The 23384-nt window shown below is 67.7% G+C and carries 18 protein-coding genes, 1 pseudogene and 1 riboswitch; of the genes and pseudogenes, 13 read left to right on the top strand and 6 right to left on the bottom strand.

The genetic code is table 11. The features are described from left to right. From RWO33_RS11865 to lpxC, 7 genes and pseudogenes are all read left to right on the top strand, one after another. The coding region (locus RWO33_RS11865; RefSeq protein ID WP_314104997.1) for a glycosyltransferase at positions 1-589 on the top strand (589 nt) is incomplete at its 5' end. Between the two features lie 22 nt (positions 590-611). Further along, entirely contained in the window at positions 612-2048 is a 1437-nt protein-coding gene (gene murC / locus RWO33_RS11860; RefSeq protein ID WP_314104996.1) for a UDP-N-acetylmuramate--L-alanine ligase, read from the top strand. After that, the gene (locus RWO33_RS11855; RefSeq protein ID WP_314104995.1) at positions 2045-3028 is read left to right on the top strand and encodes a D-alanine--D-alanine ligase; all 984 of its coding nucleotides are present in this window, start codon (positions 2045-2047) and stop codon (positions 3026-3028) included. Before murC ends, RWO33_RS11855 begins: the two co-directional genes overlap by 4 nt. Further along, positions 3025-3699: pseudogene (locus RWO33_RS11850) on the top strand (cell division protein FtsQ/DivIB); the annotation flags it as partial. The gene RWO33_RS11855 and the pseudogene RWO33_RS11850, both read left to right, overlap by 4 nt. A 68-nt stretch (positions 3700-3767) precedes the next feature. Next, positions 3768-5003 (top strand): cell division protein FtsA, encoded by a 1236-nt coding sequence (ftsA, locus tag RWO33_RS11845; RefSeq protein ID WP_068849240.1) that lies wholly within the window; start codon positions 3768-3770, stop codon positions 5001-5003. Between the two features lie 161 nt (positions 5004-5164). After that, on the top strand, positions 5165-6388 hold the full coding sequence (ftsZ, locus tag RWO33_RS11840) for a cell division protein FtsZ (protein WP_314104994.1): 1224 nt from the start codon (positions 5165-5167) through the stop codon (positions 6386-6388). 171 nt (positions 6389-6559) lie between these two features. Further along, complete coding sequence (lpxC, locus tag RWO33_RS11835) at positions 6560-7471, top strand: UDP-3-O-acyl-N-acetylglucosamine deacetylase (protein ID WP_145481532.1); 912 nt, start codon at positions 6560-6562, stop codon at positions 7469-7471. Positions 7472-7768: 297 nt separating this feature from the next. Here lpxC and RWO33_RS11830 read toward each other — a convergent pair whose 3' ends face one another. Continuing rightward, positions 7769-8197 (bottom strand): DUF721 domain-containing protein, encoded by a 429-nt coding sequence (locus RWO33_RS11830; protein ID WP_314104993.1) that lies wholly within the window; start codon positions 8195-8197, stop codon positions 7769-7771. Positions 8198-8209: 12 nt separating this feature from the next. Here RWO33_RS11830 and RWO33_RS11825 point away from each other — a divergent pair, with 12 nt between their 5' ends. The 4 genes from RWO33_RS11825 to RWO33_RS11810 all read left to right on the top strand — a co-directional run bounded on the left by RWO33_RS11825 (position 8210) and on the right by RWO33_RS11810 (position 17010). Continuing rightward, the gene (locus tag RWO33_RS11825) at positions 8210-9160 is read left to right on the top strand and encodes a M23 family metallopeptidase (protein WP_145481534.1); all 951 of its coding nucleotides are present in this window, start codon (positions 8210-8212) and stop codon (positions 9158-9160) included. A 164-nt stretch (positions 9161-9324) separates the two neighbouring features. After that, complete coding sequence (gene secA / locus RWO33_RS11820; protein ID WP_145481535.1) at positions 9325-12057, top strand: preprotein translocase subunit SecA; 2733 nt, start codon at positions 9325-9327, stop codon at positions 12055-12057. Positions 12058-12327: 270 nt separating this feature from the next. Continuing rightward, positions 12328-15960 (top strand): autotransporter domain-containing protein, encoded by a 3633-nt coding sequence (locus RWO33_RS11815; RefSeq protein ID WP_314104992.1) that lies wholly within the window; start codon positions 12328-12330, stop codon positions 15958-15960. Positions 15961-16056: 96 nt separating this feature from the next. After that, complete coding sequence (locus tag RWO33_RS11810; protein ID WP_314104991.1) at positions 16057-17010, top strand: Nudix family hydrolase; 954 nt, start codon at positions 16057-16059, stop codon at positions 17008-17010. Between the two features lie 84 nt (positions 17011-17094). On the opposite strand, the gene RWO33_RS11805 is transcribed toward RWO33_RS11810, so the two are convergent. Continuing rightward, complete coding sequence (locus RWO33_RS11805; RefSeq protein WP_314104990.1) at positions 17095-17685, bottom strand: hypothetical protein; 591 nt, start codon at positions 17683-17685, stop codon at positions 17095-17097. Between the two features lie 53 nt (positions 17686-17738). Then, positions 17739-18566: a methylenetetrahydrofolate reductase [NAD(P)H] gene (gene metF, locus RWO33_RS11800; protein ID WP_314104989.1), complete on the bottom strand. Its 828-nt coding sequence runs from the start codon at positions 18564-18566 to the stop codon at positions 17739-17741. 122 nt (positions 18567-18688) lie between these two features. On the opposite strand from metF, the gene RWO33_RS11795 reads away from it, so the two are divergent. Next, positions 18689-19567, top strand: coding sequence for a TIGR01777 family oxidoreductase (locus tag RWO33_RS11795; RefSeq protein ID WP_314104988.1), 879 nt, complete (start codon positions 18689-18691; stop codon positions 19565-19567). Positions 19568-19631: 64 nt separating this feature from the next. After that, the gene (locus tag RWO33_RS11790; protein WP_314104987.1) at positions 19632-20189 is read left to right on the top strand and encodes a DUF3228 family protein; all 558 of its coding nucleotides are present in this window, start codon (positions 19632-19634) and stop codon (positions 20187-20189) included. An 80-nt stretch (positions 20190-20269) separates the two neighbouring features. On the opposite strand, the gene ybaK is transcribed toward RWO33_RS11790, so the two are convergent. The 3 genes from ybaK to ahcY all read right to left on the bottom strand — a co-directional run bounded on the left by ybaK (position 20270) and on the right by ahcY (position 23017). Next, a complete protein-coding gene (gene ybaK / locus RWO33_RS11785) occupies positions 20270-20740 on the bottom strand; it encodes a Cys-tRNA(Pro) deacylase (protein ID WP_314104998.1) in 471 nt (156 codons plus the stop codon). A gap of 139 nt (positions 20741-20879) precedes the next feature. Further along, positions 20880-21407: a hypothetical protein gene (locus RWO33_RS11780; RefSeq protein ID WP_314104986.1), complete on the bottom strand. Its 528-nt coding sequence runs from the start codon at positions 21405-21407 to the stop codon at positions 20880-20882. Between the two features lie 164 nt (positions 21408-21571). Then, positions 21572-23017, bottom strand: a complete 1446-nt coding sequence (gene ahcY / locus RWO33_RS11775; RefSeq protein ID WP_314104985.1) for an adenosylhomocysteinase — start codon at positions 23015-23017, stop codon at positions 21572-21574. A gap of 32 nt (positions 23018-23049) precedes the next feature. Continuing rightward, positions 23050-23137, bottom strand: a riboswitch (S-adenosyl-L-homocysteine riboswitch). Positions 23138-23384: the final 247 nt, after the last annotated feature.

The following is a 23384-nucleotide window of genomic DNA, read 5'->3' as shown; positions in this document are numbered from 1 at the left end:
CGCCGAGATCGCCGCGATCGCCGCCCCCGAACAGCGCCTGGCGGACCGCCACGGGCCGCTGCGCCTGCTGGTGCTCGGCGGCAGCCAGGGCGCACGCGCGCTCAACAACGCGGTGCCCAAGGCACTGGCCGCGGTTGCCGGCGAGTTCGCCGTCGAGGTGCGCCACCAGAGCGGTGAAAAGCTGCATGCCGAAGCGCTGCAGGCCTACCAGGATGCCGGCGTCGCCGCGCAGGTGCAGCCGTTCATCGCCGACATGGCCGACGCCTTCGGCTGGGCCGACCTGGTGGTGTGCCGTTCCGGCGCGTCGACCCTGGCCGAGCTGTGCGCGGCCGGCGTCGGCAGCGTGCTGGTCCCGTTCGCCGCGGCGGTGGACGACCACCAGACCCGCAATGCCGAATACCTGGTCGAGCGTGGCGCGGCCGTGCTGCTGAAGCAGGACGACGCGCTCGCGCTGCAGCTGCAGCACGTGCTGCGCGACCTGGCCGCCAATCCCGCCCGTCGCATGCAGATGGCGGTTGCCGCGCGTGCGCTGGCCAAGGTCGATGCCGCCGAGCGCATCGCCGACATCATCCTCGAGGAATCCAAATGAACACCGCAACGCGAGGCGCCGCATGATCCGCCGCCTTCACGACACCAATGACCTGGTGCGCGCCTTCCCGCGCGTGCACTTCGTTGGCATCGGCGGCACCGGCATGAGCGGCATCGCCGAAGTGATGCTGACCCTGGGCTATGAAGTGTCCGGTTCGGACAATGCCGACAACGCCGCCACCCGCCGCCTGGCCGGGCTGGGCGCGCGCGTGATGCGCGGCCACTCGGCTGCCAACGTGCTGGGCACCGACTGCGTGGTGGTCTCCAGCGCGATCCGCGAGGACAACCCGGAGCTGATGGAAGCGCGCAGCCAGCGCATTCCGATCATGCCGCGTGCGGCGATGCTGGCCGAACTGATGCGCTTCCGCCGCGGCATCGCCGTGGCCGGTACCCACGGCAAGACCACTACCACCAGCCTGGCCGCGGCGGTGCTGAGCGAGGGCGGACTGGATCCGACCTTCGTCATCGGCGGGCAGCTGCTGGCGGCCGGCGCCAATGCCAAGCTCGGCAGCGGGCAGTGGCTGGTGGCCGAGGCCGATGAGAGCGATGGCAGCTTCCTGCGCCTGAATCCGCTGGTCTCGGTGATCACCAACATCGATGCCGACCACCTGGAAAACTACGGCAACGATTTCGCCCGGGTCCAGGCCGCGTTCGCCGAGTTCCTGCAGCGCCTGCCGTTCTACGGGCTGGCGGTGCTGTGCATCGACGATCCGGAAGTGGCCGCGCTGGCCGCGCAGACCCCCCGCCACGTGATGAGCTACGGCATGAGCGCGCACGCCGATGTGCGCGCCGAGAACGTGGTCCAGGACGGCGCCCGCATGCGCTTCACCCTGCGCCTGCCGCAGGGCACCAGCCAGGACGTGGTGCTGGCCCTGCCGGGCCGCCACAACGTGCTCAACGCCCTGGCCGCCGCCGCGGTCGGCTGGCAGCTGGGGGTGGCTCCGGACGCCATCGCGCGCGCGCTGGAAAGCTTCGCCGGCGTCGGCCGCCGCTTCAACGACCTGGGCGAAGTCACCACCGCCACCGGCGCCAGGGTGCGGGTCATCGACGATTACGGCCACCACCCCAGTGAACTGGAAGCGGTGTTCGCCGCCGCCCGCGGGGGCTGGAGCGACAAGCGCCTGGTCGTGGCCTTCCAGCCGCACCGTTACAGCCGCACCCGCGACCAGTTCGACAAGTTCGCCGCCGTGCTTTCCAGCGTCGACGCACTGGTGCTGTGCCAGGTCTACCCGGCCGGCGAGGAGCCGATTGCCGGCGCCGATTCGCATGCGCTGGCCCGCGCCATCCGCGCCCGCGGCCGCAGCGAACCGGTGGTGGTGGGCAAGGCCATCGAGCTGGCCAGCGTGCTGCCCGACGTGCTCCAGGACGGCGACCTGCTGCTGATGATGGGGGCGGGCGACATCGGCGCGGTGGCCACCCACATTGCGGTGGAAGGCTTCAGCAGCGAGGTGCAGGCATGAGCGCGCTGAGTTTCCCGCCGCTGCGCACCACCGACCCGGCCGTGTTCGGCCGCGTGGCGGTGCTGCTGGGCGGCACCTCCAGCGAACGCGAGGTGTCGCTGGATTCCGGCCGCAACGTGATCGAGGCGCTGCGCGCGCGCGGCGTCAACGCCACCGCCGTGGACGGCATTCCGGCGCTGGCCCTGGCGCTGGTGGAAAAACGCTTCGACCGCGTCTTCAACATCCTGCACGGCCACAACGGTGGCGGTGAGGACGGCATCGTGCAGGGGCTGATGGAAGCCTTCGGCGTGCCGTACACCGGCTCGGACGTGCTCGGCTCGGCGCTGGGCATGGACAAGATCCGCACCAAGCAGGTCTGGCTGTCGCTGGGCCTGCCCACGCCGCAGTACCGCAAGGTCACGGCCGAGAACGTGCACGCCAGCGCGGTCGAGCTCGGCCTGCCGGTGGTGGTCAAGCCGGCCAACGAAGGCTCCAGCGTCGGCATCAGCCGGGTCACCGATGACGCCGGCCTGGACGACGCCGTCGCCCTGGCCGCGCGCTACGACGGCCAGCTGCTGATGGAACAGATGGTGGTGGGCGACGAACTGACCGTGGGCATCCTCGGCGACCAGGCGCTGCCGTCGATCCGCATCGTGCCCAAGGGCCAGTGGTACGACTACAACGCCAAGTACATCGCCGATGACACCCAGTACCTGTGCCCGGGCCTGGACGGCGACGACGAGGTGGAAATCCGCCGCATCGCGCTCGAGGCCTTCCGTGCCGCGGGCTGCCGCGGCTGGGGCCGGGTCGACGTGATGCGCGACCGCGCCAGCGGCCGCTTCTACCTGCTCGAGGTCAACACCGCCCCGGGCATGACCAGCCATTCGCTGGTGCCGAAGGCAGCCGGCCAGGCCGGGATCGGCTTTGAAGAGCTGGTCTGGCGCGTGCTCGAGCAGACCCTCCCGGCCGGTTTCGGCAACGTGGAGGCCGCCCACGCATGAACGCGGTGCTGCGCATCTTCGTCTGGTTGCTGGCCCTGTCGCTGGTGGCGCTGCCCGTGGTGGCGGTGCTCAACGGCTGGGTCGGTGCCGAACGCTGGCCGTTGGCCAAGCTGCGCGTGCACGGTGAATTCAAGCGGGTGCCGGCCGAGCAGCTGCAGCAGGTGGTGCTGCCGTATGCGAAGTCCGGCTTCTTCGCGGTCAAGCTGCAGGACGCGCAGGACGCGATCGAAACCCTGCCGTGGGTGGAAAGCGCGCAGGTCCGCAAGCAGTGGCCCGATGTGCTGGAAATCACCCTGGTCGAGCACAAGCCGTTCGCGCGCTGGGGCAAGGACCGGCTGCTGTCCGAGCAGGGCAAGCTGTTCGCCACCCCGCAGAAGCTGCAGGACCTGAAGCTGCCCGACCTGGACGGCCCGGATACCCAGACCGAAGAAGTGGTGGCGCTGTACAACGATGCGCGCGCGCTGTTCGCGCCGGCCGGGGTCGACGTGACCCGGGTCAGCATGGACGCACGCGGCAGCTGGTCGCTGCAGCTGAGCAACGGCACCGAAGTGGTGGTCGGCCGCGACGACGCGCGCTCGCGCCTGCAGCGCTTCGTGCGCGTGCTGCCGCAGCTGGCCAACCAGCAGGTGCCGATCGAACGCGCCGACCTCCGCTACACCAATGGTTTCACGCTGAGCTGGGGAACTCCCCCGGCCCCGGCCGCGCCGGCCAATGTGGCGCAACGCACGCAGGACAGGACATGAATCGCAAGGGTGACAAATCACTGATCGTCGGTCTGGACATCGGCACCTCCAAGGTGGTGGCGCTGGTCGGCGAGTATTCGCCGGGCAATCCGATCGAGGTCATCGGCATCGGTTCGCACGAATCGCGCGGGCTCAAGCGCGGCGTGGTGGTGGACATCGAATCGACCGTGCAGTCGATCCAGCGCGCGGTCGAAGAAGCCGAGCTGATGGCCGGCTGCGAGATCCGCTCGGTGTATGCCTCGATCTCCGGCAACCACGTGCAGTGCAAGAACTCGCCGGGGATCGTGCCGATCCGCGACGGCGAAGTGACCTGGGGCGACCTGGACCGGGTGCTCGACGCGGCCAAGGCGGTGGCGATCCCGGCCGACCAGAAGATCCTGCACGCCATCCCGCGCGAGTACGTGCTGGACGATTCGCAGGAAGGCATCCGCAACCCGGTCGGCATGACCGGCGTGCGCCTGGAGGTGCACGCGCACCTGGTGGTGTGCGCGCAGTCGGCCGCGGCCAACATCAGCAAGTGCGTGCAGCGCTGCGGCCTGCAGGTGGACGACCTGGTGCTGTCCTCGCTGGCCTCCAGCGTGGCGGTGCTGACCGCCGACGAGCGCGAGCTGGGCGTGGTGCTGGTCGACATGGGCGCCGGCACCACCGACCTGGCCGTGTTCGTGCAGGGCGCGATCTGCCACACCGCGTCGCTGCCGATCGCCGGCGACCACGTCACCAACGACATCGCGCACATGCTGCGCACGCCGACCCCGGAAGCCGAGCAGATCAAGGTGCGTTATGCCTGCGCCCTGGCCCAGCTGGCCACCGCCGAGGAAAGCATCCAGGTGCCCAGCGTCGGCGATCGTCCGCCGCGCCGGATGCCGCGGCACGCGCTGGCCCAGGCGGTGCAGGGTCGCTACGAGGAAATCTTCGAAATGGTGCAGGCCGAACTGCGCCGTTCCGGCTTCGAGGAACTGGTGCGCGCCGGCATGGTGCTCACCGGTGGCGCCTCGAAGATGGAAGGCGTGGTCGAGCTGGCCGAGGAAATGCTGCAGATGCCGGTCCGCGTGGGTATCCCACAGCACGTCACCGGGCTGGGCGAAGTGGTCGGCAACCCGGTGCACGCCACCGGCGTGGGCCTGCTGCTGATGGGCAGCCAGATCGAACACCCGCGCCGTCCGTCGCTGCCCACCGGGCGCGCGGGCAGCATGTTCAACAAGCTCAAGACATGGTTCCGCGGCGAGTTCTGACGTGGCACCACGACGCGGCGACGCGTGTTTCAAACCGGCCCCCGCCGGTGCAACAGAAAAGCAACACACAACCCACACAGCCGCAACGGCAACATGCAGCGCAATGGCAGGACGCCAACGCGCCCATGCCAACCAGAAGCGGATATAACGAGGACACGGACATGGCGCATTTCGAACTGATTGAGAAGATGGCACCCAATGCGGTGATCAAGGTGATCGGCGTGGGCGGCGGCGGCGGCAACGCCGTGGCGCACATGGTCAGCACCAGCGTGGACGGCGTGGAATTCATCACCGCCAACACCGACTCGCAGGCCATCAAGAATTGCGGTGCCAAGCTGCAGCTGCAGCTGGGTACCAACGTCACCAAGGGCCTGGGCGCAGGCGCGAATCCGGAAGTGGGCCGCCAGGCCGCGCTGGAAGACCGCGAGCGCATCATGGACGCCCTGCAGGGCGCGGACATGGTGTTCATCACCGCGGGCATGGGCGGTGGCACCGGTACCGGCGCGGCGCCGGTGGTGGCACAGCTGGCCAAGGAGATGGGCATCCTGACCGTGGCCGTGGTCACCAAGCCGTTCCCGTTCGAAGGCCGTCGCCGCATGCAGGTCGCGCTGAAGGGCATCGAAGAGCTGAGCCAGCACTGCGATTCGCTGATCACCATTCCGAACGAAAAGCTGATCACCGTGCTCGGCCGCAACGCCACCATGATCCAGGCCTTCCGCGCCGCCAACGACGTCCTCCAGGGCGCCGTGCAGGGCATCGCCGACCTGATCGTGCGCCCCGGCCTGATCAACGTCGACTTCGCCGACGTGCGCACCGTCATGTCCGAAATGGGCCTGGCGATGATGGGTACCGGCACCGCCCGTGGCGATGACCGCGCCCAGGCCGCCGCCGAAGCCGCCATCCAGAACCCGCTGCTGGACGATGTGAACCTGGCCGGTGCCAACGGCATCCTGGTCAACATCACCGCCGGCGCCGACTTCACCATGGCCGAGTTCGACGAGATCGGCCGCACCATCGACGGCTTCGCCTCCGAAGACGCCACCGTGGTGGTCGGTACCGTGCTGGATCCGGACATGCAGGACGAGGTCCGCGTCACCGTGGTCGCCACCGGCCTGAACCGTGCCGTCGCGGCCAAGACCCAGCGTCCGGGCGAGCGCGCGCCGATCAAGCTGGTCCGCAACGCCACCACCGGCCAGCCGGAGTTCGGCGATTTCGACAACGGCGGCGATGCGGTGTCCAAGGCCGTCGGCGGCATGGGCCTGGGCCTGCGTCGTCCCAGCGCCGACACCGTGGCCGCATCGGCACCGTCGTCGAGCCCGGCCGCGGCCGAGCTGCCCAACGATTACCTGGACATCCCGGCGTTCCTGCGCCGCCAGGCGGACTGAGGATCGCCAGCCGGGGCCTTGTCCTCCCCGGTGCGCGCCTCCATGTCCCTTGCTGCCGGGCCAGGATGGGCCCGGCAGTCTGCCGCCTCCGGTTCAGAAAGGAGCGGTGGTAGTGCGTGTTATTCTTGTTTGTCACTGCCGCGTTGACAGCGCGCTTCCCCCGGTCGGCCCATGATTCCCCAACGCACCCTCAAGAACACGATCCGCGCCACTGGCGTTGGCCTGCACAGCGGTGACAAGGTCTACATGACCCTGCGCCCGGCACCGGTCAACCACGGCATCGTGTTCCGGCGCGTGGACCTGGACCCGGTGGTGGAAGTGCCGGCGCGTGCCGATCTGGTCACCGAAGTGACCCTGTGCACCGGGCTGACCTGCAACGACGCCAAGATCCAGACCGTCGAACACCTGATGTCGGCCCTGGCCGGCCTGGGCGTGGACAACATCATCGTGGAACTGTCCTCGGCCGAACTGCCGATCATGGACGGTTCCTCCGGTCCGTTCGTGTTCCTGCTGCAGTCGGCGGGCATCGCCGAACAGGACGCGCCGAAGCGTTTCATCCGCATCCTCAAGACGGTCGAAGTCACCGACGGCGACAAGGTCGCCCGCTTCTCGCCCTACGAGGGCTACAAGCTCGGTTTCACCATCCAGTTCGACCATCCGATGATCCCGGCCAAGCAGTCGCGTGCCGAGATCGAGTTCTCCACGGCTGCCTACACCCGGGAAATCTCCCGCGCGCGCACGTTCGGTTTCATGCGCGACCTGGAGTACATGCGCGAGCGCAACCTGGGCCTGGGCGGGTCGATGGACAACGCCATCGTCCTCGACGAATTCCGCGTGCTCAACGACGACGGCCTGCGTTACGCCGACGAATTCGTGCGCCACAAGATCCTCGATGCGATCGGCGACCTGTACCTGGCCGGTGGCCAGGTGCTGGGTGCCTACGAAGGCTTCAAGTCCGGGCATGCGCTCAACAACAAGCTGGTGCGTGCGCTGCTGGCCGATGCCAGCGCCTGGGAGTGGGTCAGCTATGACGCCCCGGGCAGCGAGGTACCCGTGGTGTATGGCGTGCCGGCCTACGCGTGACCTCGCCGTAGCGCGTAACTGATTGAATCATATGAAAAAAGGACGGCGCCTCGGGCGCCGTTCCGCGTTCTGGCGCACGCGCGGGCGTGAAGCTGATGTCAATGAACCGTCTACGTACCGTCGTCACGTTTTTGTGAACCGGGTCGGGTTTCTGTCTGAATTTAACGTCTTTTTAATAAAAGACTAACGACTGGCGGACCCAGCACCGCTACGATGGCCGCCGGCTCCCTGCCAGATTCACAAGATCGTGACGACGACGGGGAACGGGCGGGACGCCCTGATGCCTGCAGGCGTGGGTCACTCCACATCCTTCAGGCAAGCCAACGCGTCGCGTAGCCCTTTGTGCGTGGCGGCTGAAACTGCGTGGGGGCCATTCCTGTTGTCGATCGCTGGGGAGCGTGGAGGAGGGGCAGCCGTAGTTTTGACGGTCACCTTGGTGACCTTCAGCCCGATGGAACGGGCCGCGTCGATCAACTGTGCTTCGGCAAGCCGGACCTTGGCGTGCCACACAGCGGAGTCGACGACAAAAACGAGGTGTTCGCCGTTTACATTCGCCAGCCGGCAACGGGTGGCCAGGGTGGGCGGCAAATGGGGGCGCAACTGACGGTCCAGCGCATCGAGCCACAGGGCACGACGCAGCGGATTGCCGGCTTTGTCTCCCATGACTGCATCCAGCGCCGGCTTCGGTGTTGATGCAGGACGGGCACTGGATTTCGGCTCAGACATGAAAACTCACTGATGGCATTTAAAAAGATCGTAATCAAAACGCGTGAAGGACAGGCCAAGACGCCGCTTGCGCGTTTGCGTTTCTACTTCGAGGACAGGCCCCGTGCCCTGCTGGGCAGCGTGCTTGGCCTGGGCTGCCTGATTGGCTTCGGTGCCGGTCTGGGTGGCAGCATGTTCAATGATTCCCGGCTCCACGCCAAGGTCGCCCAGCAGGAACGCGACCTGGCCAAGGCCCAGCAGGACGCCCAGACCCAGGTCAATGCGCTCGCCGCCCGCATGGGTGAGCTGCAGGCGCAGGCCACCCGGCTCAACGCCCTGGGCGAACGCCTGACCCAGATGGGCAAGCTGGAAGACGGCGAGTTCGACTTCAACGAGACCCCCGGCCTCGGTGAAGGCGAACCCGGCCCGACCCAGGACATCCCGGTCAACGAGGTCAACGCCGACTTACAGGTGCTGGAGCAGCGCTTCGCTGCTTCAGGTCGCCAGCTGTCGGTGATGGAGTCGCTGCTGTTCGACCACCAGCTGGAACAGAACGCGGTGCCGGGTCGCATGCCGATCCGCAACAGCTACGTGACCTCCGGCTTCGGCGGCCGCAATGACCCGTTCGGTCGCGGTCGCGGCAACCACAAGGGCATGGACTTCCACGCCAAGGTCGGTGATCCGGTGATGTCGGTGGCCGACGGCGTGGTCAGCTTCTCCGGCGTGAAGGGCGGCTACGGCAACGTGGTCGACGTCGACCACGGCAACGGCTACGTCACCCGCTACGCGCACAACTCGCGCCTGGTGGTGAAGGCCGGCGACCTGGTCCGGGCCGGGCAGGAAGTGGCCAAGGCCGGTTCCACGGGCCGTTCCACCGGTGCCCACGTGCACTTCGAGGTCTGGGAACGCGGCCAGGTGGTCAATCCGCGCAAGTTCCTGGGCGATGGCGGCAATACCCCGGTCGGGCGGGTCTCCCGCGGCTGAGGAAGTCATCTGGCGGATCGAGGGCGCTTGAAACCCAGCGCCCTCGTCCCAAGCTACAATGGGTGTTGCCATAGACAGGGCGCGATGCGCCCTGTTTCGTTTGCGGCGGGCGGCTCCGGGTGGAGCGTCGCCGTTGGGGCGTCTCATTCCAACCGGTTCCTTCAATGATCAACAGCCTGCTTACCCGCGTCTTTGGCAGTCGTAACGAACGCCAGCTGCGCCAGCTCAACCGCATCGTCGCCAAGATCAATGCGTTGGAGCCGGACATCGAAAAGCTCTCCGACGAGCAGCTCAAAGCCAAGACCCCGGAATTCAAGCAGCGCATCGCTGACGGTGAAGCCCTGGACAAGGTGCTCCCGGAAGCCTTCGCGGTCTGCCGCGAAGCCAGCCGCCGCGTGCTCGGCATGCGCCACTACGACGTCCAGCTGATCGGCGGCATGGTCCTGCACCTGGGCAAGATCGCGGAAATGCGCACGGGTGAAGGCAAGACCCTGGTGGCCACGCTGCCGGTGTACCTGAACGCGCTGGAAGGCAAGGGCGTGCACGTGGTTACCGTGAACGACTACCTGGCCCGCCGCGACTCGGCGCAGATGGGCAAGCTGTACAACTGGCTGGGCATGAGCGTCGGCGTGGTCTACCCGGGCATGCCGCACAGCGACAAGCGCGAAGCGTATGCCAGCGACATCACCTACGGCACCAACAACGAATTCGGCTTCGACTACCTGCGCGACAACATGGCGCTGTCGCGTGCCGACCGCTACCAGCGCGGCCTGCACTACGCCATCGTCGACGAAGTCGACTCGATCCTGATCGACGAAGCGCGCACCCCGCTGATCATCTCCGGCCCGGCCGACGACTCCCCGGAGCTGTACATCCGCGTCAACCGCGTGGTGCCGAGCCTGATCCGCCAGGAAGCCGAAGAAGGCGAAGGCGACTTCTGGGTCGACGAGAAGGGCAAGCAGGTGCACCTGTCCGAAGCGGGCATGGAGCACGCCGAGCAGCTGCTGGTCGAGGCCGGCATCCTCAGCGCCGAGACCGAAGGCCTGTACGCGGCGCAGAACCTGACCGTGGTCCACCACCTCAATGCAGCGCTGCGCGCGCACGCCATCTACCAGCGCGACGTCGATTACATCGTGCGCGATGGCGAGGTGGTGATCGTGGACGAATTCACCGGCCGTACCCTGGCCGGGCGTCGCTGGTCCGATGGCCTGCACCAGGCGGTGGAAGCGAAGGAAGGCGTGCCGGTCCAGCGCGAGAACCAGACCCTGGCCAGCATCACCTTCCAGAACCTGTTCCGCATGTACAAGAAGCTGTCCGGCATGACCGGTACGGCCGACACCGAAGCCTACGAATTCCAGAGCATCTACGGCCTGGAAGTGGTGGTCATCCCGACCAACCGCCCGACCATCCGCAAGGACTCGCCGGACCAGGTCTTCCTCAACCGCAACGGCAAGTTCAACGCCGTGCTGGCCGACATCCAGGAATGCAACTCGCGCGGCCAGCCCGTGCTGGTCGGCACCACCTCGATCGAAACCTCGGAAATGCTGTCCGAGCACCTGCGCAAGGCCGGCGTGCACCATGAAGTGCTCAACGCCAAGCAGCACGATCGCGAAGCGACCATCATCGCCAACGCCGGCATGCCCGGTGCGGTGACCATCGCCACCAACATGGCCGGTCGCGGTACCGACATCGTGCTGGGCGGTTCGCTGGAAGCGCAGCTGCACGCGCTGGGCGAAGAAGCCACCGACGCGCAGCGCGCCCAGGTCAAGGCCGACTGGCAGGCCCGCCACGAGCAGGTCAAGAGCGCCGGCGGCCTGCACATCGTGGGTACCGAGCGCCACGAATCGCGCCGTATCGACAACCAGCTGCGTGGTCGTTCCGGCCGCCAGGGCGACCCGGGTTCGTCGCGCTTCTACCTGTCGCTGGAAGACAACCTGATGCGCATCTTCGCCTCGGACTGGGTCCAGAAGGCGATGCGCATGATGGGCATGAAGGAAGACGACGTCATCGAAGACCGCCTGGTCAGCCGCCAGATCGAAAAGGCGCAGCGCAAGGTCGAAGCGCACAACTTCGACATCCGCAAGAACCTGCTCGACTTCGACGACGTCAACAACGACCAGCGCAAGGTCATCTACGCCCAGCGCGATGAACTGCTCGACGCCGAGTCGGTGAAGGACAACGTCGACGGCATCCGTGGCGACGTCATCTTCGACATCGTGGCGCGCTTCGTGCCGCCGAACTCGATCGACGAGCAGTGGGACCTGCCGGGCCTGGAGGCTACCCTGGCCTCGGAGCTGGGCGTGCAGATGGACGTCACCGGGCTGGTCAAGCAGCACGAGGAACTCGACGCCGAGGCCATCGCCAACAAGGTGCAGGCGCGGGTGGACGAGCACTTCGAGCAGAAGGAAACCGGCGTCGGCGAAGAGACCATGCGCGCGCTGGAAAAGCACGTCATGCTCACCGTGCTCGACCAGAGCTGGAAGGAGCACCTGGCGCGCATGGATTACCTGCGCCAGGGCATCTACCTGCGCGGCTACGCGCAGAAGCAGCCCAAGCAGGAATACAAGAAGGAAGCCTTCGAGCTGTTCTCGGAAATGCTGGAGAACGTCAAGCGCGAAGTGGTGACCCTGCTGGCGCGCGTGCGCATCCGCAGCGAAGAAGAAGTGGCGGCGCTGGAAGCGGCCGAACGCCAGCAGGCCGAAGCGCGCCTGCTGCAGTCGCAGTTCCAGCACCAGAACGTGGGTGGCTACGGCGCCGACGAAGAAGCCGCGGAAGTGGAAGCGCAGCGCAACGGCGTCGGCCAGGTCACCCGCGAGGAGCCCAAGGTCGGCCGCAATGATCCGTGTCCCTGCGGCAGCGGCAAGAAGTACAAGCACTGCCACGGTCAGCTGACCTGATCAGAAAACCCCGCGAAAGCGGGGTTTTTTTACGCCCCGCGTGCAACGCGACGGGAAGACGCAGATGTTCTGTGATCTACACCACACAACGTCAGGTTTCAGGAAAAACTGACAAGCAACAGCGGGACACGCCCACCCGCGTGTCAGATCACGCCGACTGGCTCAACTACGACATCCCACTATCGTTTCAGCCCCTGTTGCGAGCATTGCATTCGCGACAGGGCCAGCGCGCCACTGCGCGTTCCCCTGATTCGCCATCCATGGAGCTTCATGAACAGGATTTATCGCCTGGTGTTCAACCACGCCACCGGCCAGATGCAGGTTGCATCCGAACTTACCTCCACACATTCCGCGTCCGCAGCGGCCACCGGCTGCGCACGGCGTCGTTCCTCCCTCAGTGCCGCCATGCTGGTCGCGCTGGGTCTTTCGGCCGCGTCCCTGCCTTCGGCGTTCGCCGCGGTCTACGACTTCACCGCGAACGAGACCGTCACCGATACCCGCGGCTATGTCGATGGGTTCCGTGTCGGTCCCAACGGCCAGGTGCTGGTTGAACTGCGCGACGGCGGCAAGCTGACGTCCAACGGCCCGGTGTCGTTCGGCACCGCGGCCGGCAGCAACAGTGAGCTTCACCTGTACGGTCCCACGTCCGCGCTGACCGTCAACGGTGCCGTAGTGCGCGTGGGTGAAGCCGGCACCGGCGCCCTGCGCCTGTACAACGGCGCCCAGACCACGATGGGGTCGACACTGTCGCTCGGCTATCTCGCCGGCGGCACCGGTATCGTCCAGGTGGACGACGCGGGCTCGCTGCTGACCGCGCGCCAGCTGCTGGTCGGTCGCGAGGGAGTCGGCTACCTCACCGTCACCAAGGGTGCGCGCGTCGAGACCACGTTGGCCGCGCCGCCGGTCGGCAATTCGTTCGCGATGAGCATCGGTAACGCAGCCGGCAGCGTCGGCACGGTCAATGTGGTCTCGGGCGGCGAGCTGCTGGTCCGCGACAACGAGCTGCGCGTCGGTGAGGCCGGCAAGGGTGCGTTGTTCGTCGACAACGGCAGCGTCAATGTCGGTCACAACCTGGTCATCGGTGCCGCCGGCACCGGTGAAGGCAAGGTGGAAGTGCGCAACAAGGGCAGCGTGGCCGCACAGCTGATCAGCGTCGGCGAAGCGCAGAACGCAGTCGGCTCGCTGCTGGCCAGCGGCGCGGGTACCACGATCACCACGGATGCGCTGCGCGTCTCGGGCAACGGCAACGGCCTGCTGCGTGTCGAAGAGGGCGCCCAGGTGGCGGTCGCCGGCAACGTCACCGCAGAAGACAACCAGGGCCTGCCCAGCACCGACGCCCGCACCGGCCGCATCGAGGTGACGGGGCCCGGCTCGCTGCTCAGCGGCGACCGCGTCATCTCCAGCACGCAGCTGCTGGTCGAGAACGGTGGTGAAATCCGCTCCAACTCGGCGCGTATCCGCGACTCGCTCAGCGCCAGCGGCACCGCCACGCTGACCGGCGCCGGCAGCCGCTGGACCAACCAGGGCGAGCTGGACATCCGCACGGGGGTGAACGTACTCGACGGCGCGCGGATCAACACCGGCACGCTGCTGGTGTCCGGAGGCAGCAATACGATGACCTTCGCGATCAAGGTCGTGGACGAGCAGGTCCGCGTAAGCGGCGCCGGCTCGGTCATCGAGGCCACCGGCGACATCACTGTCGGCAGCCACCTGGTCGGCGAACCGTTCGGGTTCCTCAACCTGGCCAACGGCGGTCGCGTGGAGGCGGGTGGCGATCTGGTCCTGGGGACGTCGGGCTTCGTGGTCCTCGGTGGAGGCCTTGATACCTGGTCGGTGGCGGATGGCAGCCCGGTCTGGGCCACGGCCGAGTCGGCGGGCCTGCCCGGCAGCGCGGATATCGTCATGCAGGGCGGCGGCAGCGCGCTGGTGTTGAACCACACCGACGAGATCACCCTGGGCAACACGCTGCGCGGGTCCGGCGGCCGTATCGCCAACGTTGCCGGTACCACCACCCTGAACGGCGATCTGGCCGACTTCAGTGGCACGGTCGATGTGAGCGGTGGCACCCTGCGCATCGATGGCGATATGTACACCGGGGAGAACCTCGCGCCTGGCAGCCAGTCGCCGGTCCAGTGGTCGCAGGTGTCCGGCGGCACGCTGGTGCTCAACGGCAGTGCGGGCTTCAACCGGACCATCAACTACGGCAACGAGAGCAAGGTGGAGCGCAGCTCGTTGCTGGTGATCCGCGACGGCGGTGTGCTTGCGGGCAATGCAACGATCGGTGGGGCCGAGGTCCATAACGGCGGCGTGCTCTCGCCGGGCGATGGCGGCATCGGCACGATCAACATCGAGGGCAATCTGTATTTCAATACGGGCGGCGTGACGGCGGACAGCGTCGCACGCAAGGCGTTCTATGACGTCGACCTGCTCGGGAACGGGCAATCCGACTTCATCAAGGTCACCGGCACGGCGTTCATCGGCAAGGGGGCTGGCCTGGGGGGCATCGCGGGCGCTACCGGTGTGCGCGTCACCGGCCTGGATCCGGGTGCCAGTTACCAGAACGGCCACACCTACACGATCCTCAACGCCGCGGAAGGCCTCAAGGGGGGCTTCGACGATGCGATCTCCAACTCGGCATTCATCACGCCGACGCTGACCCAGACCGGAAACGATGTGCTGCTGACCATCGCGGTGAATGCCCCGGTGACGCCGGTCGATCCGGTTCCTCCCGTCGACCCCGGCATCCCCGTGACCCCGGTCGCCCCCGTCGACCCCGGTACTCCCGGCACTCCGGGCACGCCGGGTGTGACCCCGCCGATCGTGTTCGGCGCGGTCGCCGTCACCGGCAACCAGCGCGCCACCGCGGCGGCGCTGGATTCGCTGCAGCAGTCCGGCGACGCGCTGGCCCTGTACAACGGCCTGTTGATGCTGGACGAGGCGGGCGCGCTGGTTGCCTTCGATGAGCTGGGTGGCGAACTGCACGCCAGCAAGCGGGCGCTGCTGCTGGACGACCGCTTCCTGCGCGAAGGGATCTCCCAGCGCCTGCGCCCGACCCCGGACACCAAGCTCGACGGCTCCTCGGTGTGGGTGGCCGGCAGCGGCGCCTCCAAGCGCCAGGACGGCGACGGCACCGCCTCGCTCACCCAGGAGACCCGCCAGGGCCTGATCGTGGGCTACGACTGGACCTTCGGCGACCGCTGGACCGTCGGCGTGGCCGGCGGCCCGGAATCGCTGCGCCAGCAGATCCGCGATCGCAGTGCGATCACCGAGGTCGATGCGGTGCACGGTGGTCTGTATGCCGGCTTCCGCGGCGAGCAGGCCTGGATCAACGGTGGCGCCAGTTATGCCGACTACGCGCTGGAAACCCGCCGCGAGCTGGGTGCCGGCACGTCCTGGGAGCAGACCCTCGACAGCCGTCATGACGCGCACGCGGTGTCGGCGTTCGCCGAAGGCGGTTGGGACATCCAGCTCGACGCGCTGACCCTGACCCCGTACCTGGCCGTGGCCTACACCCGCCTGTCCAGCGACGCCGCCGTTGAAGCCGGCGGCACCGCAGCGTTGTCGGTGTCGTCCAGCAAGGATGAGGTGTGGACCACCACCGCCGGCATCCGCGCCGCGTGGGACATCAGCGGCGGCGAGACCGACGGCGCCCGCCTGGAGGCCGGCCTGGCCTGGCAGAACGCCGCCGGCGAACTGCGTGCCGAGTCGCGCAACCGCTTCGTGGCGGGCAGCGACAGCTTCACCGTCAGCGGCCTGCCACTGGCGCGCAACGTGGGCATCGCCGAACTGGGCGTGTCGGTGAACACCTCCGACAACAGCCGCCTGTCGATGTTCGCGCAGGGCCGTGCCGGCGATGGCCAGCGCGAAGTGGGGGCCCAGCTGAACTGGAACGTGGCGTTCTGATCGAACCCGCCTCCTGACCCACCCGAAGGGCCCCGCATGGGGCCCTTCGTCTGTCCGGCATTGCGCATGCACCGGCCGATTGGGCATTCTGGCCGCATGCCATCCCCCAAACGATCGATCCACGTCGTGGCCGGCGTCATCACCGACGCCCGCGGCCGCATCCTGCTCAACCGCCGTACCGAGAACCGCGACATGCCTGGCCTGTGGGAGTTCCCCGGCGGCAAGCGTGAGCAGGGCGAAACCTCCGAACAGGCGCTGGTGCGCGAACTGCGCGAGGAGCTGGGGATCGAAGCCGAGGTCGGCGACTGGATCATGGATGTGCCCCAGCTCTACCCGGACAAGCACCTGCGCCTGGAAGTGCGGCATATCCGCAGCTGGAAGGGCTCGCCTCGCGGCCGCGAAGGCCAGGCGATCACGTGGGTGGCGCCGGACAGGCTGTCGCGCTATTCGATGCCGCCGGCCGACCTGCCCGTGGTGGCCGCCCTGCGCCATCCGGACCGCTACCTGATCACGCCCGAGCCGACGACCGATGACGCCGCCGCGCACCAGGACTGGTACGCGCGTCTGGCACGCGCGCTGGAGGCCGGCGTTCGCCGCGTGCAGCTGCGCACCCCGGCCAGCCCCGCCCGCGTAGCGTTGGCCGAACAGGCCGTGGCACGCCATCGCGGCAGCGTGCAGTGGCTGCTCAACCGCGATATCGAGCTGGCGCGCCGGCTGGGCGTGGGCGTGCACCTGGGCGCTGAACAGCTGCTGCAGCTCGACGCGCGGCCGTTGCCCGCCGACCAGCTGGTGGCCGCGTCCTGCCATGACCTGGCCCAACTGCAGGCGGCGCAGCGGCTGGGCTGCGACTTCGCCGTGCTGGGCCCGGTCCAGGCCACCGACAGCCATCGCGGCGCCACCCCGATGGGGTGGGAGGCCTTCGAAGTGCTGCGCGCCCAGGTGTCCCTGCCGATCTACGCGCTGGGCGGCCTGGGCGCCGACGACATCGTGCAGGCGCGCCGCCACGGCGCGCAGGGTGTGGCTGCAATACGGGCGTACTGGCCCGCTTGACCCGGCGCAGCCACGCAGGGCGTGGCCCTACGGGTCCCCGGCGTAGAGCCACGCCCTGTGTGGCTGCCGTGCAAGACCCAGGCGTTACAGCGTGATCCAGAAGCACCCGTACTGACGCCGCAGCCCGAATACCGTCCGCGCCGGGGTGGCGGTACTGCCCAGCGTCTGTTCCAGCCGCAAGCCGATCGGACGCGGCCTGCCGACCGGCGGCGCGGTCGCCTCCACCGCCTCGGCCAGCGTCGCGTTGGGATCCACCGGCAACGGTGCGGGGGCGACCGGCGCGTCCGGGTAGACCGGTGCGATATCGATCAGCGGCCGCTGCACCACCGATTCCAGCCGGCCGATGATCTGGTTGGCGGTGGCGTCGGAGACGTTGCCCCACAGGTAGATCGACGACAGCCGGTTGACGTCCTGCAGGCTGACCGCGTCGCGGATCTGCCCGGTGAGTTCACTCAGCCGACGCGCACACCCGGCACGGTAGATACCCGTGTTGCCCACCGAGGAGGCGCGCGCCGGCATCCGCGCGGTGGCGCCCAGCGCGTCGCAGCTGCGGTCGGTGAACACCGTTTCACCCTGCGCGTTGGTGCACCGGTTCACGCGCTGCGCCTGCGCGTGGGCCCACGGGGCCCAGCACAGCATGCACAGCGATATCAGCAGCATCACGAACGATCTCATCGCAGCAGGGTAGCGGCGCCTGCGTTATCTGCAAGCCACGGACGGCGCCGTGTTCAGCGGCCCAGCAGCTTCAACACCTGGGTGGTCGGGCGGGCCAGGTTGAGGGTGTAGAAGTGCAGCCCCGGCGCGCCGCCGGCGACGAGCCGCTCGCACAGCTGCGCGACCACCTCGGCGCCGAAGGCGCGCACCGCATCGGCATCGTCGCCGTAGGCCTGCATGCGCTTGCCGATCCAGCGCGGGATTTCCGCACCGCACTGCTCGGAGAAGCGGCGCAGCTGGCTGAAGTTGGAGATCGGCATGATCCCCGGCACGATCGGCACCTGCACGCCGAGCTTGCGGACCGCTTCCACGAAGTGGAAATACGCGTCGGCGTTGAAGAAATACTGGGTGATGGCGGCATCGGCGCCAGCGTCGATCTTGGCCTTGAAATAGGCCAGGTCACGCAGCGCGTCGTCCGACTGTGGATGCGTTTCCGGGTACGCGCCGACTTCGATATGGAACGCATCGCCGTGCTCGGCGCGGATGAAGGCGATCAGCTCGCTCGCATAGCGCAGGTCACCGGGGTGGCCCATGCCCGAAGGCAGGTCGCCGCGCAGCGCGACGATGCGGCGGCAGCCGATCGCCCGGTACAGTTTGAGCAGTTCGCGGATCTCCTCACGGCTGCCGCCCACGCAGGACAGGTGCGGCGCCGCCTCGAACCCGTGGTGCTGCTTGAGGTGGCGTACCGTCTCGGAGGTATAACTCAGGGTCGAGCCGCCGGCGCCGAAGGTACAGGACACGTATTCCGGCGTGTAGGCCTTCAGCCGGGCGGCGGTGCGGTCGAGCTGGGCACGCTGCTCGTCGGTCTTGGGCGGGTAGAACTCGAAGCTGAGGGCGGTCATGGGCGGCGGCGACGGCGGGTGTTGACCCCATCATATCGCTTCATCGCGATGAATGTAAAAGTGGGTGCATGCGCCGTTCCAGGTCGGGTCGGTACAGTGGGGGCATCCCACGGAGTGCATGCATGGACATCCTGATCACCGGCGGCACCGGATTCATCGGCCATGCCCTCTGCCAGCGGCTGCTGGCACAGGGCCACAAGGTCACGGTGCTGACCCGCAACCCCGCCCGCGGCGGGCAGCCTGGCGTGCGCCCTGTCGCTGCGCTGGACGCGGTCGGCGTTGTCGACGCCGTGGTCAACCTGGCCGGTGAGCCGCTGACCGAGGGCCGCTGGAGCCCGGCGCGCAAGCAGGCCTTCTTCGATTCACGGGTCGGCACCACCCAGGCGTTGCTGGCGTGGATGCGCGGGCTGCCGACCCGCCCGCAGGTGCTGGTCTCCGGCTCGGCCATCGGCTACTACGGGCCCCGCGACGACACGGCGCTGGACGAGGCCGCATCGCCCGGCCACGACTTCGCCGCGATGCTGTGCCGGCACTGGGAGGCCGAAGCCGCCAAGGCGGAGGAGCTGGGGGTGCGCACCTGCGTGCTCCGCACCGGCATCGTTCTCGACCGCGGCGGTGGCGCGCTGGCGCGGATGCTGCCCTCGTTCCGGCTCGGCCTGGGCGGACCGATGGGCGATGGTCGGCAGTGGATGAGCTGGATCCACCGCGAGGATCTGGTCGGCTTGATCCTGTGGCTGCTGGCCGATCCGGGGATGCGTGGCGCCTTCAATGGCACTGCGCCCGAACCGGTCACCAACGCGGTGTTCGCGCGCACCCTGGCCCACGCGCTGGGGCGCCCGGCACTGGTGCGGACGCCGGCGTTCGCCCTCAGGCTCGGGTTCGGCGAGATGGCCGGGTTGTTGCTGACCGGCCAGAAGGTGGTGCCGACGCGTGCGCTGCAGGAAGGCTATCGCTTCCGCCACCCGACGCTTGACGGTGCGCTGCGCGCGATCCTCGACTGAGCACGCCAGCGGAGCTGGCCGCGCAACGGTTACCCTGTGCGCCTGTTTTCCAGCCGTGTGCGCCATGTCCATCGTCCTGACCGACTTCGCCCGTCCCCGCCTGTTTCCGCGCGTGCCACGCGCCAACACCATCCAGGACTGCAGCGCCGAGCAGTTCCAGGCGCATCTCAACGCAAACGCGCCGTTCAAGGTGCTCGATGGCTATGCGCCGTTCTGCAAGCTCTACGTGTACGAGAACTGGACGTCGACGCGCTGCCTGACCGTGCCGATCACCGACGCCAACCGCCACCAGCTCCGCAGCGCCTACGAGGCGCGCAACCGCGACGAGCTGCCGGTGCTGGTGCGCTGGTTCGAAGGCGTGCAGTCGCCGCGCGCGAACTACCTGGTGGTGATCCTGTACAGCGCCGAACAACTGGCGAAGGAGGGCTCGCCGATCGACGCGGACTGGGGCATCGTCGGCTGCATCTACACCGCCGAACCGGACGAAGTGCCGATGGCGCCGATCACCATGATGCGCAATGCGCTGGGGGTGGACGAGGGCGGCTCGGGCGTGACGCTGGACCGCGAGGCTTACCAGCGCGCGGTGGCGTTCTGGGAAAACAATGCGAACTGGCGGCCATGATCGGATTCCCGTTCGCGTAGATCCACGCCCTGCGTGGATGCTTTTCGTTCGGGTACCGCGCAGCCACGCAGGGCGTGGCTCTACGGCCTTCCAATACGTGCCGGTTGCCCTTCGGTCAATGCGACCAGATCGGCCGGCGCCAACGCCACCTCCAGCCCGCGCCGCCCGGCACTCACGTGCATCACCGGCAGTGCCTGCGCGCTGGCATCGATGAAGGTGCGGTGCTTCTTCTTCTGGCCCAGCGGGCTGATCCCGCCGACCAGGTAACCGGTGGCGCGCTGTGCCGCGTCCACCGCCGCCATCTCGCACCTTCTACAGCCTGCCGCCTCGGCCAGCGCCTTGAGGTCCAGCGTGCCGCTGACCGGCACGATCGCCACCAGCAGCTCGTGCTTTTCGGTACTGGCCAGCAGGGTCTTGAACACCAGTGCGGGGTCCAGCCCCAGCTGCTCCGCCGCTTCGCCGCCATAGGAGGCGGCGTTGGCATCATGGTGGTAGGCAAGTACGCGGTGGGCGATGCCGTGCTTCTTGAGCAGATTGATGGCCGGGGTCATGGTCATGCAGCTGGCGTGGTCGCACTACCTTAGCGTGGGCGCGACCGAGAATCTTGACCCGGACTATCGGGGGCGGTTCCAGGTAGGGGTCAATCCCGCTGCTGCCGGCACTGGGGCCGCCAGCAGCAGGAATACAACCTCAACCCATGGGCGCGCAATCGACATGGTCGACTTTCCCGGCCCCGTACTTCGCTTCCGCCTTGGTTTTTGCCAAGCCATCGGCCACGTCACCGTTGCTGGCAGCGACCTGGAAGTAACCCTCCGCCTCGCCCTTGAGCACATTGCCGTCCGCATCGTGCACGGCACACCGGTAGTCCTTGGTTGCACCTGTCGCTGGGGTAGATGGAGTCGTTGGCGTCGGATCGGTTGCCGTGGCCGGTGCCGACGTTGAAGTGCTCGATGCTCCTGCCACCGCATCGCATTGGGCCTTGGTCAGCGTGACGCTGTTCTTCTTGTAGCGCGAGGCGGCAGCCAGGGCACCGGCCTCCGCTGCCTTCAGGTCGGCCGCCTTGATGGCGTATTTCCCGTCCGCGTTGGAGCTCGCTTCCGGCGTTTTGCCATCTGCACCGGAAAACACCATGCACCGATAGTCGGCGGCGTGGACCGGGGACATGCAAGCGGCACCGCACAGCACCAGCAGTGCGGGAACTAGGAACTTGATATTCATGGAAATCTCCGGAATGCACCCAGATATTCCCCCGCCGGCTAATGATCCCGGCGCGGATGTAAGGGCAGGGTGCACTCCGGGTGAAGCCCCCCATAACGAAAACGGGCGCCCGAAGGCGCCCGTCGAACCCCGGTAGTGCCGACTGTCAGTCGGCACCCACGCGATCAGTAGCGGTAATGCTCCGGCTTGAACGGACCTTCCACCGGCACGCCGATGTAATCGGCCTGTTCCTGGCTCAGGGTGGTCAGCTTCACGCCGATCTTTTCCAGGTGCAGGCGCGCCACTTCCTCGTCCAGCTTCTTCGGCAGCAGGTACACCTTCTTCTCGTAGCTGTCCTTGTTCGCCCACAGGTCAATCTGGGCGAGGGTCTGGTTGGCGAACGAGTTGGACATCACGAAGCTCGGGTGGCCGGTGGCGCAGCCGAGGTTCACCAGGCGGCCTTCGGCCAGCAGGAAGATCGCGTTGCCGTTCGGGAACACGTACTTGTCCACCTGCGGCTTGATGTTGATGTGCTGCACGCCCGGGAAGGCGACCAGCGCGTCGACCTGGATTTCGTTGTCGAAGTGGCCGATGTTGCAGACGATGGCCTGGTCCTTCATCGCGCTCAGGTGCTCGATGCGGATGATGTCCTTGTTGCCGGTGGTGGTGACGTACAGGTCCGCACGGCCCAGGGTCGATTCGAGGGTGTTGACCTCGAAGCCTTCCATTGCCGCCTGCAGGGCGCAGATCGGGTCGATTTCGGTCACCACCACGCGCGCGCCGTAGGCACGCAGCGACGCCGCGCAGCCCTTGCCCACGTCACCGTAGCCGCAGACCACGGCAACCTTGCCGGCCAGCATCACGTCCATCGCGCGCTTCAGGCCATCGGCCAGCGACTCGCGGCAGCCGTACAGGTTGTCGAACTTGGACTTGGTGACCGAGTCGTTGACGTTGATCGCCGGGATCAGCAGGGTGCCGGCCTGGGCCAGCTGGTACAGGCGGTGCACGCCGGTGGTGGTTTCCTCGGAAACGCCCTTCCAGTCCTTGACCACGCGGGTCCAGTAGCCCGGACGCTCCTTGGCCACGCGCTTGAGCAGGTTCTTGATCACCTGTTCTTCGTGCGAGGCGGCCTTCTCGTCGACCCAGGTGCTGCCGTTTTCGAGCTCGTAGCCCTTGTGGATCAGCAGGGTGACGTCGCCGCCGTCATCGACCACCAGCTCCGGGCCGGTCAGGGTGCCGTCGGCCAGGGTGAAGGTCAGCGCGTCGAGCGTGCAGTCCCAGTACTCCTCCAGGGTTTCGCCCTTCCAGGCGAACACCGGGGTGCCCGAGGCGGCGATCGCCGCAGCGGCGTGGTCCTGGGTCGAGAAGATGTTGCACGACGCCCAGCGCACGTCGGCGCCGATGTCCTTCAGCGTTTCGATCAGCACGGCGGTCTGGATGGTCATGTGCAGCGAACCGGTCACGCGCACGCCCTTCAGCGGCAGGGTGGCGGCGTGCTTGCGGCGGATCGACATCAGGCCCGGCATTTCGTGCTCGGCGATATCCAGTTCCTTGCGGCCCCAGTCGGCCAGCGCGATATCGGCAATCTTGTAATCACCTTCGGTGGAGAAGGTCTTGGCAACAGCGTTCATGCAAAAGCTCCGGTAATGGACGAATGGCTCGTCTTCGCCGGGCGCCGTTGGAACCAGCCCTGCCACCGAGCCTGGCCGTGCGGATGAGGTCCGGCAGCGGTCGCAGCGCCCCTCGGTGGAGGGGATGCCCATTATATCCCGGCGCACCGCCCGGGCATGAATCGGCGCACGCCCCCAACCATCGGCAGGGGGGCAAACCGCGCGCCACTGTTAAGGTCCAAGGTTTGCACAGCATGGGGTGGAAAGATGACAGGCAACGACCGTACGCGCCGCGCGCGCTGGAGCAACCGGCTGATCGTGGGCATGGCCCTGCTGGCGGTCGCCCCGCTGGCGCTGGCGGCCGCACCGGTGGCCAGCAAGGCGGCAC

This window comes from uncultured Stenotrophomonas sp., assembly GCF_963519925.1.
Taxonomy (GTDB): domain Bacteria; phylum Pseudomonadota; class Gammaproteobacteria; order Xanthomonadales; family Xanthomonadaceae; genus Stenotrophomonas; species Stenotrophomonas maltophilia_AE.
This window is presented reverse-complemented; position numbering and strand designations above follow the sequence as displayed.

Excerpts from the sequence above, each read along its gene's own strand:
- murC (WP_314104996.1), top strand. The coding sequence starts at position 612 with ATGATCCGCCGCCTTCACGACACCAATGACCTGGTGCGCGCCTTCCCG.
- RWO33_RS11855 (WP_314104995.1), top strand. The coding sequence starts at position 2,045 with ATGAGCGCGCTGAGTTTCCCGCCGCTGCGCACCACCGACCCGGCCGTG.
- ftsA (WP_068849240.1), top strand. The coding sequence starts at position 3,768 with ATGAATCGCAAGGGTGACAAATCACTGATCGTCGGTCTGGACATCGGC.
- ftsZ (WP_314104994.1), top strand. The coding sequence starts at position 5,165 with ATGGCGCATTTCGAACTGATTGAGAAGATGGCACCCAATGCGGTGATC.
- lpxC (WP_145481532.1), top strand. The coding sequence starts at position 6,560 with ATGATTCCCCAACGCACCCTCAAGAACACGATCCGCGCCACTGGCGTT.
- RWO33_RS11830 (WP_314104993.1), bottom strand. The coding sequence starts at position 8,197 with ATGTCTGAGCCGAAATCCAGTGCCCGTCCTGCATCAACACCGAAGCCG.
- RWO33_RS11825 (WP_145481534.1), top strand. The coding sequence starts at position 8,210 with ATGGCATTTAAAAAGATCGTAATCAAAACGCGTGAAGGACAGGCCAAG.
- secA (WP_145481535.1), top strand. The coding sequence starts at position 9,325 with ATGATCAACAGCCTGCTTACCCGCGTCTTTGGCAGTCGTAACGAACGC.
- RWO33_RS11815 (WP_314104992.1), top strand. The coding sequence starts at position 12,328 with ATGAACAGGATTTATCGCCTGGTGTTCAACCACGCCACCGGCCAGATG.
- RWO33_RS11810 (WP_314104991.1), top strand. The coding sequence starts at position 16,057 with ATGCCATCCCCCAAACGATCGATCCACGTCGTGGCCGGCGTCATCACC.
- RWO33_RS11805 (WP_314104990.1), bottom strand. The coding sequence starts at position 17,685 with ATGAGATCGTTCGTGATGCTGCTGATATCGCTGTGCATGCTGTGCTGG.
- metF (WP_314104989.1), bottom strand. The coding sequence starts at position 18,566 with ATGACCGCCCTCAGCTTCGAGTTCTACCCGCCCAAGACCGACGAGCAG.
- RWO33_RS11795 (WP_314104988.1), top strand. The coding sequence starts at position 18,689 with ATGGACATCCTGATCACCGGCGGCACCGGATTCATCGGCCATGCCCTC.
- RWO33_RS11790 (WP_314104987.1), top strand. The coding sequence starts at position 19,632 with ATGTCCATCGTCCTGACCGACTTCGCCCGTCCCCGCCTGTTTCCGCGC.
- ybaK (WP_314104998.1), bottom strand. The coding sequence starts at position 20,740 with ATGACCCCGGCCATCAATCTGCTCAAGAAGCACGGCATCGCCCACCGC.
- RWO33_RS11780 (WP_314104986.1), bottom strand. The coding sequence starts at position 21,407 with ATGAATATCAAGTTCCTAGTTCCCGCACTGCTGGTGCTGTGCGGTGCC.
- ahcY (WP_314104985.1), bottom strand. The coding sequence starts at position 23,017 with ATGAACGCTGTTGCCAAGACCTTCTCCACCGAAGGTGATTACAAGATT.